15 protein-coding genes are annotated in these 16544 nt (G+C 43.0%); 2 read left to right on the top strand and 13 right to left on the bottom strand.

Features of this window, described 5'->3' with window-relative positions:
• Positions 1 to 63: 63 nt before the first annotated feature.
• Positions 64 to 870 (bottom strand): SDR family oxidoreductase, encoded by an 807-nt coding sequence (locus CJ263_RS06295; protein WP_094996483.1) that lies wholly within the window; start codon positions 868 to 870, stop codon positions 64 to 66.
• Positions 863 to 3148: a M28 family peptidase gene (locus CJ263_RS06290; protein WP_094996482.1), complete on the bottom strand. Its 2286-nt coding sequence runs from the start codon at positions 3146 to 3148 to the stop codon at positions 863 to 865. The genes CJ263_RS06295 and CJ263_RS06290 overlap by 8 nt, the downstream gene beginning before the upstream one ends.
• Positions 3149 to 3267: 119 nt before the next feature.
• Between CJ263_RS06290 and CJ263_RS06285 the strand changes: the two genes are divergently transcribed.
• Positions 3268 to 3732 (top strand): CBS domain-containing protein, encoded by a 465-nt coding sequence (locus CJ263_RS06285; protein WP_094996481.1) that lies wholly within the window; start codon positions 3268 to 3270, stop codon positions 3730 to 3732.
• A gap of 64 nt (positions 3733 to 3796) precedes the next feature.
• Here the strand turns inward: CJ263_RS06285 and CJ263_RS06280 are convergent, their stop codons facing one another.
• The 5 genes from CJ263_RS06280 to CJ263_RS06260 are packed head-to-tail and all read right to left on the bottom strand — an operon-like array spanning position 3797 to position 8817.
• On the bottom strand, positions 3797 to 4111 hold the full coding sequence (locus CJ263_RS06280; RefSeq protein WP_094999137.1) for a hypothetical protein: 315 nt from the start codon (positions 4109 to 4111) through the stop codon (positions 3797 to 3799).
• A gap of 40 nt (positions 4112 to 4151) precedes the next feature.
• The gene (locus tag CJ263_RS06275) at positions 4152 to 4643 is read right to left on the bottom strand and encodes a DUF6265 family protein (protein ID WP_094996480.1); all 492 of its coding nucleotides are present in this window, start codon (positions 4641 to 4643) and stop codon (positions 4152 to 4154) included.
• A gap of 52 nt (positions 4644 to 4695) precedes the next feature.
• Positions 4696 to 5079, bottom strand: a complete 384-nt coding sequence (gene gloA2, locus CJ263_RS06270) for an SMU1112c/YaeR family gloxylase I-like metalloprotein (RefSeq protein ID WP_094996479.1) — start codon at positions 5077 to 5079, stop codon at positions 4696 to 4698.
• Positions 5079 to 5651: a pentapeptide repeat-containing protein gene (locus CJ263_RS06265; RefSeq protein WP_094996478.1), complete on the bottom strand. Its 573-nt coding sequence runs from the start codon at positions 5649 to 5651 to the stop codon at positions 5079 to 5081. Before CJ263_RS06265 ends, gloA2 begins: the two co-directional genes overlap by 1 nt.
• 16 nt (positions 5652 to 5667) lie before the next feature.
• Positions 5668 to 8817 (bottom strand): WD40/YVTN/BNR-like repeat-containing protein, encoded by a 3150-nt coding sequence (locus tag CJ263_RS06260; RefSeq protein WP_094996477.1) that lies wholly within the window; start codon positions 8815 to 8817, stop codon positions 5668 to 5670.
• A gap of 333 nt (positions 8818 to 9150) precedes the next feature.
• Between CJ263_RS06260 and CJ263_RS06255 the strand changes: the two genes are divergently transcribed.
• A complete protein-coding gene (locus CJ263_RS06255; protein ID WP_094996476.1) occupies positions 9151 to 9882 on the top strand; it encodes an SGNH/GDSL hydrolase family protein in 732 nt (243 codons plus the stop codon).
• Between the two features lie 42 nt (positions 9883 to 9924).
• Here CJ263_RS06255 and CJ263_RS06250 read toward each other — a convergent pair whose 3' ends face one another.
• From CJ263_RS06250 to CJ263_RS06225, 6 genes are all read right to left on the bottom strand, one after another.
• Positions 9925 to 11478, bottom strand: coding sequence for a M20/M25/M40 family metallo-hydrolase (locus tag CJ263_RS06250; protein ID WP_094996475.1), 1554 nt, complete (start codon positions 11476 to 11478; stop codon positions 9925 to 9927).
• 69 nt (positions 11479 to 11547) lie between these two features.
• Positions 11548 to 12846 (bottom strand): Zn-dependent hydrolase, encoded by a 1299-nt coding sequence (locus CJ263_RS06245; RefSeq protein WP_094996474.1) that lies wholly within the window; start codon positions 12844 to 12846, stop codon positions 11548 to 11550.
• 2 nt (positions 12847 to 12848) lie between these two features.
• Positions 12849 to 13817, bottom strand: a complete 969-nt coding sequence (locus CJ263_RS06240) for a 2-hydroxyacid dehydrogenase (RefSeq protein WP_094996473.1) — start codon at positions 13815 to 13817, stop codon at positions 12849 to 12851.
• Between the two features lie 172 nt (positions 13818 to 13989).
• Positions 13990 to 14484, bottom strand: a complete 495-nt coding sequence (locus CJ263_RS06235) for a VOC family protein (protein ID WP_094996472.1) — start codon at positions 14482 to 14484, stop codon at positions 13990 to 13992.
• Positions 14485 to 14489: 5 nt separating this feature from the next.
• The gene (locus CJ263_RS06230) at positions 14490 to 15653 is read right to left on the bottom strand and encodes a mandelate racemase/muconate lactonizing enzyme family protein (protein WP_094996471.1); all 1164 of its coding nucleotides are present in this window, start codon (positions 15651 to 15653) and stop codon (positions 14490 to 14492) included.
• Positions 15654 to 16541 (bottom strand): sugar phosphate isomerase/epimerase family protein, encoded by an 888-nt coding sequence (locus CJ263_RS06225; RefSeq protein WP_094996470.1) that lies wholly within the window; start codon positions 16539 to 16541, stop codon positions 15654 to 15656. It abuts the gene before it with no gap.
• Between the last annotated feature and the right edge of the window lie 3 nt (positions 16542 to 16544).

The following is a 16544-nucleotide window of genomic DNA, read 5'->3' as shown; positions in this document are numbered from 1 at the left end:
ACTTTATTAACATAAACAATCAACATTTGTTGTGAAATGCTCGAAATGTGTGGCGAACTGAGTTTAAATGGGGGTTAAAAATCGGTAGTTTTTTGTAAGAAAAGTATTACTTATTGTTATTTTTTTATGATTATTGCCCTTATTTTCTTGATATTCCGGGGCTTGCAGATTCTTTTTTAATGCCATTTGGGCATAGTATTCCCTTTTTGTAGGATGTTCGGGGTTAACCCCATTGATGAGTTCTCCCCAACCATTTTTCTCAATAATTGTGGTAATAATGCCGATACAATCATCTAAGTGTATCAGGTTCGTAGGTGCATCACCTCCACTGAGATTTGTTCTACCGGAGAGCATGGTAACCGGGTGTCTATCCGGACCGATAAGGCCTGCAAATCGGATAATGGTCGACTCAAAATGAATATTGTCCCGTATCAATTTTTCGGTTTTCAATAGTTGTTTTCCGGATTCGGAAGTGGGCATCGGTTGGGTTTCCTCATTGACTTCTCCCTGATCGTTGCCGTACACAGAAGTACTGCTCACAAATAGAACCTTGCTTACTGTTGAGATTTCTATTTCCTTGATCAACAACGCAATCTTACTAACATAATTCTCTTTGGTACCTTTTCCCCGTAGTCTGGGAGGTATGTTTACGACCAGTATATCCGTACTTTTTAAAAAATCGGCTATATCGCCTTCAATTTCTGTTTCTGAAATTTGTATCAAAGAAGGTGTAATGCTCGATTTGGAAAGCGTATTTATTTTATCCCTAGAGGTGGTAGTTCCCTTTACGGTATAACCTTGTTCCTTTAGTTGTATGGCCAAAGGAAGGCCCAACCAGCCACAGCCTATAACCCCTATGACCTTATTCAAACCTCATTTTTTGAATGGTGAGAATGGCATCGTTCAATACAAAAGGCATGGGAATAATATCTTCAGGCCTTTTCGGCACAGAAAACAAGGGGTTATCCAATAGATCATTACTGGCCTCGTAAAAGGTTAGTTCCAGATTCCCTTCGGAAGGATATTCCAACAGCAGCTTTGTGGTGTCGTTTTCGCTGATATAATGAGTCACCAATTTTCCATTTCTTCGGCCTTTTAAATAATAGTCGGATAGTTCTATATCATTTACCGTGGCCTTGCTGATGGTAGTATTATTCGTGAAAATTTCCAATCGGTTTACGTCCCTTTGTGGTATCACGTTAAGTTCAATAGACCTTTTGGTGCCAATAATGGTATCTGAAATAATCTCAATAACGGGAGTTAGGATATTCTTTTTAGGGGCGTCGGAGATATAGCTGAACCCAGACCCATACTTACTGCTTATGGTATTTTCCGATAAATCCTGTGGACGCTTTTTGTCGGCGCCAATGTACTGCTGTGTCCAATCCGACAATACCTTTTCATAAGTGGCCCAGCGACTTTCGTTTTTGTCGACATCCCATACATACAGCAAACTAGTGGGTTTTGGGTTATCCTTATTAAAATCGGAATTCATATGTGCCGATACCAAAAAGCCCAAAAAGAGCAAAAAGCTGAGGAAGGCCAAACCTCTTTTGTTGCGATATCGAATGAAAAGGGGCAGCAACAGAAAAAACGTCAAAGTCGCAAATATGGTACTTGCCACCATCATTTTAAGTCCTAGGGCAATAGGAAAAAGTTGAATAAAGGGAGACAGGATAAAAACGGCCGGCAAGCCCAAGAAAAGCATTAGAAACCCGTTAGGACTCTTTTGATTGATAAGAATGTACAGGGCAACCAGGCCTGCATACACGGGGATAATGAAAAATGCCGCACCATTTAGGTAAACACAGAGCAAGGTGCAAATGACCAACCATAAAAATAACGGGGCAATCAAAAGATTGGGGGTTTTAACGACCTGGAACTTATGATAGGCGTAAAAACAAATGCTCAAGGAGAAAAAAACAAAAACCAGGATATAGGCATGACCGTTATAGGTGAACCCATGTAGCATATCCAAATACCCCGGATATATTGACGTCAACGCTTTCCAAGAAAAGTAACCTACGGCTCCGTTTATTACCAAGGCCATTAACATGGGGACAAAACCTTTTAAGATATCCTTTCCGTTCAGTACTTTTTTTCTGATGCCCAATACCAATAAGGCGATAAAAAAGGCAATTCCTATAAAAAGCATGGGCCAAATCCACTCAAAGGGATAGGATACCATTTTAAAAAAGGGCACATTGAAATACACGGATTCTTTTAGGCTTCGGATACTATCCAGATCCAAAGCACTAAAATGGTCCAATAGTGCACTAAGATAACTCCCTTGGTGGGCCAAAGTGTTTTTATCCAACCGATCATGGGTGTCCAAAGCGGTATGATAGTCGAAATGGTCATCAATAAAGGCAAAATTAAACCCGTCAATGTCCCCTTTTTCCCGAAACACCGTAAGGTCCGTATCGTTAGGAAGTAATTTGTATATACTATAGGCCAGGGAGTTTGCCACAGGATATTCTGGATTTGCCCTGCTGAATTCCTTGATGAGATTGTAGTTGCCCCTATTGGTTTCCAACAACATGATTCCGGGTCCCCCACTTCCACGCGCCTCGAAATTGAGTACCAGGCCCACATCCTTGGCCCATGGATGCTCCCTTACGAACAAATCGGCGCCGTTAAGGCCCAACTCCTCGGCATCGGAAATTAGGATGATTATATCGTTTTTAGGGGCCTCGTTTTTTGCTAAAAAGGCCCTAATACCTTCTAGGATAGCAGCCACTCCGCTACCGGCATCACTGGCGCCATAGGAAGAATGTGGGCTACTATCATAATGGCTTAAAAGTAACAGTGCTTTTCCATTCCCTGATCCCTTTATTCTCGCCAAAATATTGGTGGCTTTGCTCAAGTTGGCCCAGTCCCCAGCCGTATATCCTGTTTGCAATTGGGTTTGTAACCCCATTTTCTCCAATTGTGAGGCGATATAGGACTGTACTTTTTTATGGCCTGGAAACCCAACTCCATGGGGCTCCTTGGAAATAGCTTCCACATGTGTCATGGCCCTATCCGTAGAAAATACCGTTTCGTTTTTATCTTGATCTGGGGAATAGGTGGGCATAAGTGAGGCAATACTCCAGTAAACGGCCAAGATCAACAGGAGTAATGTTATTACGGAGGTGGTCTTTTTCATTGGTGTTCAGTTCTGTTTAAAAGTATTAAATATTAAAGAGACGGCACCATTCATCTATTTTTTTTAGCATATTAACTTTTTTTTAATATATTTATTAATTAATCAACAAATAAATCGCTATGGGTATCAAAAGCTTTCAAGGAATCAGGAAGATTGTTAAAAAAGAATTTGAGGCCCCAATATTGGTGGCCGATTATATGACGACCAAATTAGTGACATTTAGACCAGATCAGTCTATTTTGGAGGTAATGGAAAAGTTTGCCAAACATCACATTTCAGGGGGTCCAGTATTGGACGACAATGGGTTCCTGGTTGGGATTATCTCAGAGGCCGATTGCATGAAACAAATTTCGGAGAGTCGTTACTTTAACCAACCTATTCTTGAGAAGAATGTAGAGAATTTCATGACCAAAAATGTGGAAACCATACCGGATGATATATCCATATTTGATGCCGCCGGAATTTTTGCTCAACATAACAGAAGAAGATTACCGGTAATGCGAAACGGAATCTTGGTAGGTCAGATAAGTAGAAAGGATATCGTAATTGCGGCCTTAAAATTGAGTGGTCACAATTGGAAATAAATTTTTAAACCAAGTTAGTTAAAGAAGGTGCTTCCGAAAGGAGGCATTTTTTAGTAAAAAAACACTATTCGCGTTTTACGATCATATAGTAATCGTTGTCCAAGGGAAGATATCCCAGGTCATATATAAAGTAATAGGTAGTTCCCTTTTTTGTCGTATAGAGATTGGTAATATACTCAAAATCAAACCCTTTGTCCATCAAACGGGTTTTGGTAGTTTTTGTTTTCCCATCGTTGAGTTTAAAGCTGTCCAGGATACGATAATTTTTTCTTAACCGATTATTGATGTTCCGCATCAAGTTTTTACTGTCCTTGTTGACCTTGTTATTGTAAGCGTTTCTGCAATAATCATTACAAAATTTCTTGTCTATTCGGCCCATGATTTCGGAACCACATTCCAGACATTTTCTTTTTTCCACTTTATTGTCTTTTGTAATTGAATTGAACTTCTTCCTGGTTCCCTTCATCGTCTCCAACGACAACATATAAATTAATTTCTTGGTCCGATATCCTTTCTAGTGTAAAGTCATCAAAAAACACCTTATTAGGTTCTAGTTTAACTAATTTAAAATCGACCGTATCGTTCTTTTCTTCCCAACCCTTTAAATCGCCGCCAAAGTGTTTCAATTGTAATAACAAGGTTCCACCCACCTCCTTGATATGTCCCAATTCATAAAAATTGACCATTCCATTCACTACAAGTTTAAAGGAAAACATCATACTTCCTCCCAAGGGCGGGCTCCAGATTTCCTCAGTAATACCTCCAAAGGCCTCTCCTTTCCAATGACCGGTCATCCATTCGACATCTAAAAGTGTAGCTTCTGGGGAGGTAGTACCTTCTTCGAAGGATACCGTGTTCTGCGCAACCAATGACTGAACAAATAATACGGAAAAGAAAAAGAAAAGTCTCATAGATGATTAGTTTACAACAAGGTAACAAATATCCGTTTACAAACGCTTAAAATTAGTTTTCATAAAATTCGATGGGCAAATTATCCGGATCGGAAATAAACGTGAATTTCTTTCCCGTGATTTCATCCATCCTGATAGGTTCAACGAGCATATCATGTTTTTTACAATGTTCAACAATACGCTCGATATTAGGAACCTGAAAAGCCAGATGCCTCAGCCCGCAGGCCTCCGGTCTTGAGGTTCTCTCGGGAGGGTTAGGAAATGAGAACAATTCTATGATATAGTCGCCGTTGAGGGCCAAATCCAATTTATAGGATGCTCGTTCTTTTCTATAGGTTTCATTATTGATAGTGAGTCCAAGAAATTGGGTGTAGAAATTTTTGGACTTTTCATAATCGGAACAAATAATGGCGATATGATGGACTTTTGAAATCATCAAGGGCTTACACGTATTTCATGTTTGCCCAAAAGGCCCGGCAAACTTGCCAAAGAAAATAGTGCATGCTTCAATTTGTTCTGCTCCGGGTCCATGGTTATATGGTACGAAGTACCCAAATCGGCATTGGATAGGTCCGTATTGATGAATATGGCCTTATCTAGATCACAGTTATCAAATTTTGAGCCGGATAAATTACTATCCGTAAAATCCGTGGCAACAAGATTACAATCAATAATCTGTATGTTTTTTAAATCCAATCCGTAGAACGAGGTGTAGTTTAGCGTACAATCCAAAAATGAAAAGTCCATTAAAAAATCGTTACAGTCCTCGAATTTCATACCCATCATTTTGCAGTGCTTAAAGTCCACTTCCTTAAAAATGGTATTGGTCAAATTGGCATTGCTAAGATTACAGTCCGTAAAAGTGCACTCCATAAAGTTTTGATTGTCCAAAAAACCATTGGAAAAATTACAGCCTTCAAAGGTGCAGTTTTCATATTCCGCCCTTTTCAATCGTATTTGCGTAAAGTCCTCGGATTTAAAGTTCCTGTCGCAGATAAAATCGGTCATCTCGTATGAATTAATATTATTCCATAATAATGGCCGGAAGTTCAAGTGTTTTGTAGAGGTTGTTATAACTGGCCATTTCTTGCTGAATTATGGTCTTTTGTTCTTGTTTTAAACTGCTCCAAGCAGTTAATAAATCCCTCAATCTTTCCTTGGCACCTGCCGTAACTTTAGGTTCGGGCACATCAACATAATCCTTGAGATTCAGGAATTGTGCATTGAGTTGGTTCTTGAAATTGATAACATCTTGAAATGTTTTCTGTTTCGGCTGAATTAATTTTTCTTCCCAATCCGTTATGTGTCCCAAAATGGAATCTCCCTGTTTCAGGAGTTCTGTTGCTTTTTCGTTATCCTTTAAGAGCTTGTTATAGGTTTTAAGTTGCGATTTGGCAGAGCGCATGGCATTGACCGCTTCATGAATTTCCATAACGGTTTTATCTATGGTGTTAAGTACCTCTTGCTGTTCTTGATAATCGGCAGGAGAGGCATCAATATTGGGATTGGCCAAAATGTTTACGCTGGTTTCGGAATATTCATCCGGTGTGGATAGTCGAAGGGTATATGTTCCAGGGCCAACGGTAGACCCTTGGTCGCCTCCATAAACAAAAACCTTGTCCACGGCGGGAAGCGGGTCTTTCCTAAAATTCCAAGTGTAGCGGTTGTACCCTTTTTTGGAAGGTAAAACTTCCGGTTTTGAAGGACCTCCCGGCCAAGATTTAAAATCCTTTGGTTTCTGGTTGGTAATGGTACGAATGACTTTGCCATTATGCAGGACTTCTAGTTGGAGTTCCGTGGAATCCAATTTCGACTCCAAGTAATAATCGAAGGTAACTCCACTTTTTGGGTTGGAACCTAATCCGGGAACGGGCTTTTCGTTATATCCTCCAATAAATAAATAGGTGTCCTTAGGTTGAAAAATGGAAACCTCCTGTTGTTTCTCGGTCTTTATGTTTTGTAGGGCCGATAGGTCGTCCAATATCCAAAAGGCCCTACCTGCTGTGGCGGCCACCAAATCATTGTCATGAATGATGAGGTCGTTGATGGGGACTACGGGCAGGTTCAATTGTAAAGGTTGCCAATTTTGGCCATCGTTTAAGGAAATAAACAAGCCGGTTTCCGTACCTGCATATAGCAGGCCTTTTACTTTTTTGTCCTCGCGAACGACTCTTGTAAAATTATGCTCCCCAGTGATGCCATTTACTATTTTGGTCCAAGTAGTACCGTAATCCGTAGTCTTAAAAATATAGGAATTCAAGTCCATGGACTTGTAGCGCATTACCACTACGTATGCGGTGGCGGGGTCGTGAGGGGAAACCTCTATACTATTTACGATTCCGTCCTTTATCCCTTCCGGTGTTACATTTTGCCAGTTTTGTCCTCCGTCCTTGGTCATATGCAATAGACCGTCATCATTGCCCGCCCAAAGAAAGCCTTCTTCGTGGGGGGATTCTACCAAATAGGTAATGGTGTTATAATTTTCGCCACCGGCGGCCTCATTGGTAAAGGGGGTACCCCCTGGACCGTGTTTATCTTTTTCGTTTTTGGTGAGGTCTGGACTTATAGTGGTCCAACTGATACCTTCATCCGTAGATTTGAAGACTACGTTGCCTGCATGATAAATGGTTTTTCGGTTGTGCGGTGACGTGATGATAGGGGCATTCCAGTTATATCGGTATCGTGCATCCTTGGGAGCAATACTTAGTCCAAGTTCTGGATATTCCTTGATGGGTTTTGAGGTTTTCGTAGCGGCATCCCACTTGTCTATATTTCCTTGGTAGGTGCCCCCATAGATGAATTTTGGGTCATTTGGGTCAAACGCCAAGAAGGCACTTTCCCCACCGGCTACAGCATGCCAATCCTTCCAGTCGATACCGGAATCGTTGGTTCTAGAAGCAATTGCGACCGTAGAGTTGTCCTGCTGTCCACCATAAACGTTGTAGGGGAATAGATTATCAGTAATCACCCTGTAGAATTGTGCCGTTGTCTGATTCTTTTGCGTACTCCAACTTGTACCGCCGTTGTTGGAAATATTGGCACCACCGTCATTGGAGTTGATCATCTTTTGATTGTCGTGTGGATTGATCCATAAATGATGATTATCTCCGTGTGGGGTAGGAACGGGGGTGAACGTTTTTCCACCATCGATGGATTTGGTCACCGGAGCATTTAACACATAGACGACGTTCTCGTTTTGTGGGTCGGCAAAAATTTCAATGTAATACCAGGCCCGTGCGATGTTAATGCGGTCCTTGTTTACCTGAGTCCATTTTTTACCGGCATCATCTGAGCGATAAACCCCTCCTTTTTCACCTTCGGCCTCAATAACGGCGAATACCTTTTCAGGATTTGCACGGGAAACGGATATTCCAATTTTACCCATCTCATCGGGTAAGCCTTCCTTTAACTGCTCCCAAGTGGCCCCCCCATCGGTTGATTTATAAATGCCAGAACCTTTTCCACCGGATTCCATCACCCATGAATAGCGCCTATGCTGCCACATGGCCGCATAGAGAATCAATGGATTGTTCATGTCCATGGATAGGGAAGAGGCCCCTGTATTGTTATCCACAAAGAGCACGTTTTCCCAAGTGGCCCCGCCGTCCATGGATTTATAAATTCCTCGTTGCGCACTGGGACCGTATTGAGCACCTTGGGCCGCTACAAAAACAATATCTGGATTGGTAGGGTCAATAATAACGTCAGAGATATGTCGGGTTTCATCCAAGCCAATGTGGGACCAAGTCTTTCCGGCATCGGTAGATTTATAAACCCCGTCACCCATGGAGGTCATTACACCCCTTGCGGCATGCTCGCCCATGCCAACGAACACGATATTAGGGTTGCTTTCGGCCACCGCAATGGCTCCAACGGTTCCAGTTTTTAAAAATCCGTCCGAAATATTTTTCCAAGTTATTCCGTCATCGGTCGTTTTGTAGATGCCACCGCCTACGGTTCCCATGTAATAGGTCATGGGCTCACCAATGACCCCGGTAGAGGCGACACTTCTTCCGCCTCGTGAAGGACCAATGTTACGCCACTTTAAGCTGGTAAACATGGAGTCCTGAACTTTTATGTAGTCTGATTGGTTTTTGTTTTTTTTGCGTTGTGATTCTACAGTTGTTGGTAAAATAAAGAGTAGGGCAAGGAGGAAGCTTAGTTTTTGTATCATGGTTATGGATGGTTTTAGGGCTATGAAGATAATGAATCGGTATTTATTTTTTTAATCCATAGCGAGGTTTTAAACATGAGGGAGAAGGAATCCAATGAGGAGATTTTAGAAATGAATTTTTTTTGAATATTTGGTACCTGCCATATTTTAAATTTCAATGTCAGGTCGAGCGCAGTCGAGACCTAAATTTTGATAAAATTATCTTCATTGGCCTCTCGACTGCGCTTGAGGTGACAGTTTGTTATGATTGGTTACGGACAATTAGTTTTTATTCCACCAGATTGATATTAATGTATAATACTGATGTACTTCTTGGTATAATGTACCTTTGCGATGAAGTATTTAGGAATGGATTATCTAGCGCGATTAAAATCGGTAGTTGCTGATTTTTGGAAACATTTGGGGTTTAACGGGTCTGCCGATAAGGTTCAGGATGACACAATGAGAACATCGCAGACTGACGGAGAAGACCCGTCCGATTTTTGGCGTCACCAGATTGACCGACTCAAAAGAAGGGTGCGGACCTTGGATCAACAGGAAAACCTAATTGTCTTTTATGGAAGCTCCTCCATACGGCTATGGGTTCATATGAAAAATGACCTAGCGCCCCTGAATGTGTTGAACCTAGGTTTCGGTGGTTCCAACTATGCTTGGTGTGCCCATTATTTTGATGAGATATTCGGTCCTTTACATCCTGGCAAAATTGTTCTATATGCCGGGGAGAACGATTTGGGCGAAGGCAAGTCGCCCGAGGTGGTGTTGACAGATTTCAAAAAACTCGTACAAAAAATCAAGGAAAAGGATATAACGATTGAACTTGCGGTAATCAGCTTGAAGCCCACCCTGGCCAGACAAGGGATGATTCCGGAAATTCTGGAAACCAATCACTTATTGAAACAGTACGTTATCCATGAACTTGGGGCCCAGTATATAGATGTGTTCAATAATATGATTGGGCCTAACCAAAAGCCCCTTTACGATATCTATATGTCCGATGGCTTACATTTGAACAAGGCCGGGTACGACATTTGGAGCCGTACAATTCGAGCGGCCATGCTTTCCTAGTTCCTTCAGATTCAAGAAATTATTAAAAAAAGCACCAAATTATTAATCCAATCCACCCCTACGATTAGGGCTTCGTTGGGATGGCCATTCCCGTTGTTCCCCCGTTCTTGGATTGATACCCAATACCGCTTTTTCCCTCGATGTTTTTTCAGGGTCCTCACAGGCCATATAGGTCAAAATGGCCGTTAGGATGGCGTTGTTGCGCACATCGTCAAACACAATTTTGTCATAGGTGTCCAAATTGGTGTGCCATGTATAATTCCAATAGGCCCAACTCAGGGAGCTTAAGGAAAATGCCGGTGCACCAGCGGCGACAAAGGATGCATAGTCGGAACCTCCTCCACCTGGAGTTCCGGGAAAAGTGGTTTCAATTTCATTTTTATAGGCATCGGGAACGGCTTCCAGCCATCTGCCCAAATATGCATAGGAATTTAAAAAACCTTGTCCTGAAATGCGTACCACTCTTCCCGTACCATTGTCCTGGTTGAACAGTGCCTGTAGGCCTTCAACAATTTTTGGGTTATCCTCCACAAAGGCCCTTGAACCGTTTAACCCCTGTTCTTCGCTACCCCAGTGACCAATAAGAATAGTTCTTTTTGGGTTGGGATATACTTTTTTCAAAATTCTGGCGGCCTCTAACATGGTAATGGTTCCCGTACCATTGTCCGTTGCTCCCGTAGCTCCATCCCATGAGTCAAAATGGGCGGAAAGGATTACATATTCATCGGGAAGTTCCGTTCCGGGAATGGTAGCGATGGTATTGAAGGTAGGTACCTCTCCCAAATCTTCCGATTCTGCTACAATTTTAATTTGTGGTTTTGCACCGTGTTCTACCATTCTATACAACATTCCATAATCTTCCAAGGAGATGTCCACCACAGGAATTTTATCCGTACCCGCGCTGAATATTTTATTGGCTCCGAAACCTCGAGACCAGCGGGATTGCGCAATGGCTACCGCTCCCGCATCTTCCAAAGCTTTGTTGATGGTCCTACTGGAATATCCGGTGTTTTTCATGTTTTCGTCCCAGGCTTTTTCCATCGCTTCCCTTTCCTCTTTCATTTTGGCAAAGGATGCTTCGGTAGCGAATTCTTCCCAGTTATCATCCGGTCTTCCTGTAGGCTGCATCATGCTGACCATGACTATTTTCCCCTTTACGGAGGGAAGCCACTTGGCAAATGCCATGGAATCCCCCACTGTGGGTAATGTAACCAATTCTGCGGTAACCCCTTTTTTGCCCGTACTTGGGCTCCATGCCAATTGAGTGGCTTGTAACGAGGCCACCCTAGGAGAAACCATATCCACATGGGTAATGCCCCTTTGCCAACCCTTCCAAGTTCCCCATTGCTGGTTTTCGGCATCAATGCCCCAACTTTTATACGTATTTACGGCCCAATCGTGTGCCGATTTCATTTCCGGTGTCCCCACCAATCGGGGTCCGTTGTAATCCATAAGCTGATAGGCCAATTCTTCCAGTTTTGAGTTTTCAGTGCCTTCTTTTTCAATGGCGGCTACGATTTCTTCAGTAGTCTGAGCCTTAAGGTTTATAATGGAACCAATAAAAAATAGAAAGAAAAATAGTAGTGGTTTGTTCATTTTCTGTTGCTTTACGGATGAAGCTCCAAGTTAGCAATTAAACCTCGAAAATGAATCTTACCCTATGGATTAATCCATCATTTTATCTAAGGAAAGCAGGGAACTCAGCAATACATTGGCCCCGTTTGCCATATCTTCTGCAGAAGTGAACTCTTTTGGGGAGTGGCTAATGCCACCTTTGCTGGGAACAAAGATCATTCCGGTAGGGGCAATAAGTGCCATATCCTGGGCATCGTGCCCTGCACCACTGGGCATATATTTATAGGTAAGCCCCAAGGACTCGGCATTTTTAGCAATGATTTTTTGGATTTGTGAATCCATAATGGCCGGGTCGGCCGTGGTATCAAGGGGCTGGATTTCGACTTTGACATTGGAAGCCTCCGCTATGTCCTCTGTTTTGGCTTTGATGGCATTAAATACTTTTTCAATAACCTCAGAAGAAAGATCTCTAATTTCAAGGCTGGCGACGACTTTTCCGGGAATTACATTCGGAGCACCTGGTTCTGCCTTGATGCGTCCTACAGTACCTACCTGGGCGCTCTCAAAACTATTGGTAATCTCGTTTACGGCAACAATATATTTAGCGGCTGCCAATAGGGCATCTTGTCTTGCATCCATAGGCGTTGTACCGGCGTGATTCGCAAAACCTGTAAATTCAACATTCCACCATTTAAGTCCAACAATACCTTCAACTACCCCGATTTCTATGTTCTCCTTTTCCAAAGTGCCTCCCTGTTCGATATGAAGTTCCAAGAAAGCGGTAACATCCCCCTCTTTTCTTGCGACTTCAGCGATGCGGGTAGTATCGCCTCCCAAACGCATGATTCCCTCACCCATGGAATACCCCGTGGAGTTTCTCACGCCCAAAGCGGTTTTACCCAAATGCCCGGCAATGGCCCGACTGCCCATGACCCCGCCTTCTTCATTGGAGAAAATGACAACTTGAAAAGGATGCTTCGTTTTGATGTTGTTCTCATTTAAGGTTTGGATGACCTCCAAAGCGGCCATGGAACCCACACAACCATCGTAATTGCCTCCGTTTGGGACACGATCAATGTGCGACCCAAAGACTATGGGTTTCATGTTCTTCTTAGTACCCGACCTGGTCGCCACAATGTTTCCCGCAAAATCGGTGTGGGTTTCCAATCCCATTTTTGTCAATTCCGATATGACCCACTTATTTGCTTCAATATTGGCATCGCTGAATGCGACCCGCTCCGTTTCCCCATTTTCCTGAAGTCCGAATTTTGCCAAATCGAAAATGCGCTGTTCCAATCGGTCCTGGTTTACGGATACTTGTGAATGCCCAGAAATAATGGTGAAAAGAGTGAATATGGATAGTAACGTCAGTTTGGGTTGATACTTCATGTTTATCGATTAGGCTCGTTTAATTCTTTTAAGTTATAAATACAGTTGTTTGCTGGAGCTTCTCCACGCAGAATGGCCAAGGTATTCTCAACAGTAGACAAACACATAAAGTCATAGGTAGTCTTTGTGAGACTTCCAACATGGGCGGTGATATACGTGTTGGGCAGTTTTAATAATGGGTCGTTTTTATGCGGGGGTTCTTCGGAAAGTACATCAGCAGCAAAACCTCCTAATTGATTTGCATAGAGTGATTCGGTCAAAGCTTTTTGATCAATAATCTTGCCCCTGGCCGTATTGATAAGCAATGCAGTGGGTTTCATCTTCTCCAATGCCGAAGCATCGATTAAATTTTCGGTCTCTGGGGTCAAGGGCAAGTGTATGCTAATAGCGTCCGATGTTTTTAATACGGTATCCAAATCGGTAAAGGCATAGGGCACATCTTCTTTTTTGTGGCTCCAATACACCACCTTCATTCCAAAGGCATCGGCAAGTTTTGCCACTTTTGTTCCTATATTTCCCATACCCAGAATACCTAAGGTTTTTCCATGTAATTCGTCCCCCACATAACCTGCCCTATCTTGCCATCGGTCTTCCTTCACCATGGTAATGGCATTATAGAGGTTTCTTTGCAAGACCAAAAGGAGGGAAAGGGTATGTTCGGCAATGGTATTTGCATTGGAGTTGGGCGCGTTTACTACCTTGATGCCTCTTTTTGTCGCTTCGGCTACATCGATATTATCCAAACCAACCCCACATCTAGAAATTACCTTTAAGTTAGGAAGGGCATCCATTAAGCTGGCCCTTACTTGGCCTTTTCCTCGGGTAATAATGGCATCGATTTGATTTTCGGATAGCTGTTTTTGCAGTGAACTTTCATCAAATCCGGTAAGGATGTTCATATCCTTGGCCGATTCCAATACGTTCATGGCTTCTTCGGCTACGGTTTCCAATAAAAGGATGTTTTTTGGCATTTAGTTACTTTATTGTTTTGAGGAAGTCTAAAAAGTATAATGGGTTATAAATTGTCAGGTTGAGCTTGTCGAAACCGATATTGATTTTCAATAATTCAAAAATATTTCGACAGGCTCAATATGACATTTGTTTAACTTTTTAGACAGTCTTTACGCTGTCCAGTAAATTAGTCTATTTGTTGTGATATAGCGTGGCATCCTTGGTTTTGTATCCCCTAAAATCGTTCCTGCCGGAAACGTAGATTCCCTCCTTATATAGTTCGTCCTCAAAAATTTTAGGGTCTATGTTATCCTTATCGTCCGGGTCCGAAGAGATTTCCACCAAATTCCCCGAAGGATCTCTAACGAACATCTGAATCGCTCCATCCGGAAGTTGACGTACCTTGCCCCAAGGGTTAATATCAATTACCCCAAGCTCCTTCATCCTGAAGAAAACTTCATTAATATCATCTACAGTAACGCACAGATGCCCCCTGAAGGAATAGGTGTCCTCCCACTCCGTCAGGTGCAATTGTTGTTCTTCGTTGAACTTGAAAAAGGCCGTAGGGTAGTCGAACAAAAATGCGGGGATGGGTTCCAGGCCCAGTTCGTGTTCATAGAATTTACAAGCTTCCTCCAAATTACTTACTACCAATGCTACGTGGTTAATCTTTACTGCTCTTGCCATGATATTTATTGTTTAAAATCTTTTACAAAATCCCAATTGGGGTTTAAGCCCAATCCGGGTTTATCCGGTGCCGAAATCATCCCCTTATCGTCCACACGTATGTGTTCCTCCACCAAATCGTACATCATTGGATTTCCGCCCAAGGAGAATTCTATGACGTTTGCGGACGGGGAGGCGAAGGCCACCGAAAGTCCGGCCATAAAGGAAAATGCGGAACCCCAACAATGAGGAGCCAGTTCTAATTGATACGTGTGTGCCAATTGCGATACCCGCATAGCTTCCGTAATTCCACCAATTATGGCACAATCCGGTTGTAACACATCCAAGGCTCGTTCCGAAATCATATCCCGAATGTCAAAGGCCGTGTATTCGCTTTCACCTGCCGCAATGGGGATATCGGTTTGCGAGCGAACTTCTGCAGTGCCGATTTTATTATCCGGATTGATGGGTTCCTCAAACCAATATAGGTTACAATCCGCCACACCGCGACAAAACTGTTTGGCCTCTGGTACACTAAAGGTGCCATGGGCATCGGTCATCAATTTTATGTTGTCCCCTAAAGCTTCTCGAGCTGCCTTTACACGTTCTACACTGGCCTTTACCGTTTCATCCATAATGCCTACGCGCATTTTTACTCCGGAAAATCCTTTACTCGTATAGCCTTTCAGTTGTTCCCCAATGGCATCCACTTTGGCCCATCCGCCACTGGCATAGGCTTCCATTTTATCCCTACAGCTTCCACCCAACAATTCCACCACCGGAACTCCCAGGGATTTTCCCTTAATGTCCCAAAGGGCGGTGTCTATGCCGCTAAGCGCTGAAATGGTGAGGCCCCGTCGTCCCAAAATGGGAAATTTTCGACCACGGGACAGCGAGTAGTGGTCCCGGGTGCCATTATAGACCATTTCCCAAATACGGGAAATATTTCGGGCATCCTGACCTATGAGTTGGGGTTTTAATTCGTTTTCCACACAACTGACGATGCTGGCGCAAGATCCTGATGAGCCCACGGCCGCTTTGGCTTCCCCAAATCCTTGTAGACCAGAATCCGTAGTGACCACAATCAAGGTCATATCAAAATTGGTCAATAGTCCATAATCGCTAAAATGCTGCTTTTCCTTGGGTATGGGGCAACGCAACCAGAAGGCCTCTATATTTGCTATTTTCATCTATTGGATAAGTTTGGTCAGGGTTTCCATGGATTTCTTCGTCAACATGGTATAAAATTCGTCGGTAATGGCAGAACTTCCATGGTCTTCCAAAAACTTTTTTTGTTCCGCCGTTAATTCCTTGGGGTCGGTCTCGATGGAGTTTGGAAAGGGATTCGCGGGAGTTCTATCCAACGGGGCACAAAATTCCACTGAAAGTACTTTGTCGTAATTGATTTCCCTTAAGGTATCTATAATTTTTTTCCAGTTTAAATGGCCCATGCCCGGTGCCATTCTATTATTATCGGCTACATGGAAATTTACCAATCGGTTGCCCACTTTTTTTATGGTCTCGAACATGTCCACTTCCTCAATGTTCATGTGAAAGGTATCCAGGCATACCCCACAGTTAGGCCCAACTTCTTTGGCCAAGGCCAAGGCCTGTTCACCCCGATTGATGAAATAGGTCTCAAAACGGTTAATGGGCTCAATCCCTATCCGTAGCCCTAAATCTTCGGTATACTTATATATTTCTTGAACACCTTCCACGGCCCATTCCCATTCTTGGTCCGGAGTGGCATCTGGGATTATTTTGCCCACTGTGGCAGGAACCAGGGAAATGACGGAGCCGCCCAAATCCGAAACCATTTTGGCCAAATCCTTTACATATTGTACGGACATTTTACGTTGTGCGGGGTCCTTGGCCAAAAGATTACGTTCTTCCAGCATCAGTGTTACCGAGCCCCAGCATTGAATTCCGTAGATATCCATCTGCAGTTTTACCTTTTGTGCATCATAACTTTCGGGTGCCCCCTGTATTTCAAGATACGTGTAATCCAGTTTTGAAATTCGGTCGAGGGTATGTTCCAGGGACTCTGCCCGCATCCAGTTGTGTATGGCTAATTCCATGAA

The sequence above is a fragment of the Maribacter cobaltidurans genome (assembly GCF_002269385.1).
In the GTDB taxonomy this organism is placed as follows: Bacteria; Bacteroidota; Bacteroidia; order Flavobacteriales; family Flavobacteriaceae; genus Maribacter; species Maribacter cobaltidurans.
This window is presented reverse-complemented; position numbering and strand designations above follow the sequence as displayed.

Bases quoted from the DNA above. Each gene is read 5' to 3' on its own strand.
- CJ263_RS06285 (WP_094996481.1), top strand. From the start codon at position 3,268: ATGGGTATCAAAAGCTTTCAAGGAATCAGGAAGATTGTTAAAAAAGAA.
- CJ263_RS06280 (WP_094999137.1), bottom strand. From the start codon at position 4,111: ATGGGCCGAATAGACAAGAAATTTTGTAATGATTATTGCAGAAACGCT.
- CJ263_RS06225 (WP_094996470.1), bottom strand. From the start codon at position 16,541: ATGGAATTAGCCATACACAACTGGATGCGGGCAGAGTCCCTGGAACAT.
- CJ263_RS06265 (WP_094996478.1), bottom strand. From the start codon at position 5,651: ATGACCGATTTTATCTGCGACAGGAACTTTAAATCCGAGGACTTTACG.
- CJ263_RS06260 (WP_094996477.1), bottom strand. From the start codon at position 8,817: ATGATACAAAAACTAAGCTTCCTCCTTGCCCTACTCTTTATTTTACCA.
- CJ263_RS06250 (WP_094996475.1), bottom strand. From the start codon at position 11,478: ATGAACAAACCACTACTATTTTTCTTTCTATTTTTTATTGGTTCCATT.
- CJ263_RS06245 (WP_094996474.1), bottom strand. From the start codon at position 12,846: ATGAAGTATCAACCCAAACTGACGTTACTATCCATATTCACTCTTTTC.
- CJ263_RS06235 (WP_094996472.1), bottom strand. From the start codon at position 14,484: ATGGCAAGAGCAGTAAAGATTAACCACGTAGCATTGGTAGTAAGTAAT.
- CJ263_RS06255 (WP_094996476.1), top strand. From the start codon at position 9,151: ATGAAGTATTTAGGAATGGATTATCTAGCGCGATTAAAATCGGTAGTT.
- CJ263_RS06240 (WP_094996473.1), bottom strand. From the start codon at position 13,817: ATGCCAAAAAACATCCTTTTATTGGAAACCGTAGCCGAAGAAGCCATG.
- gloA2 (WP_094996479.1), bottom strand. From the start codon at position 5,079: ATGATTTCAAAAGTCCATCATATCGCCATTATTTGTTCCGATTATGAA.
- CJ263_RS06290 (WP_094996482.1), bottom strand. From the start codon at position 3,148: ATGAAAAAGACCACCTCCGTAATAACATTACTCCTGTTGATCTTGGCC.
- CJ263_RS06275 (WP_094996480.1), bottom strand. From the start codon at position 4,643: ATGAGACTTTTCTTTTTCTTTTCCGTATTATTTGTTCAGTCATTGGTT.
- CJ263_RS06230 (WP_094996471.1), bottom strand. From the start codon at position 15,653: ATGAAAATAGCAAATATAGAGGCCTTCTGGTTGCGTTGCCCCATACCC.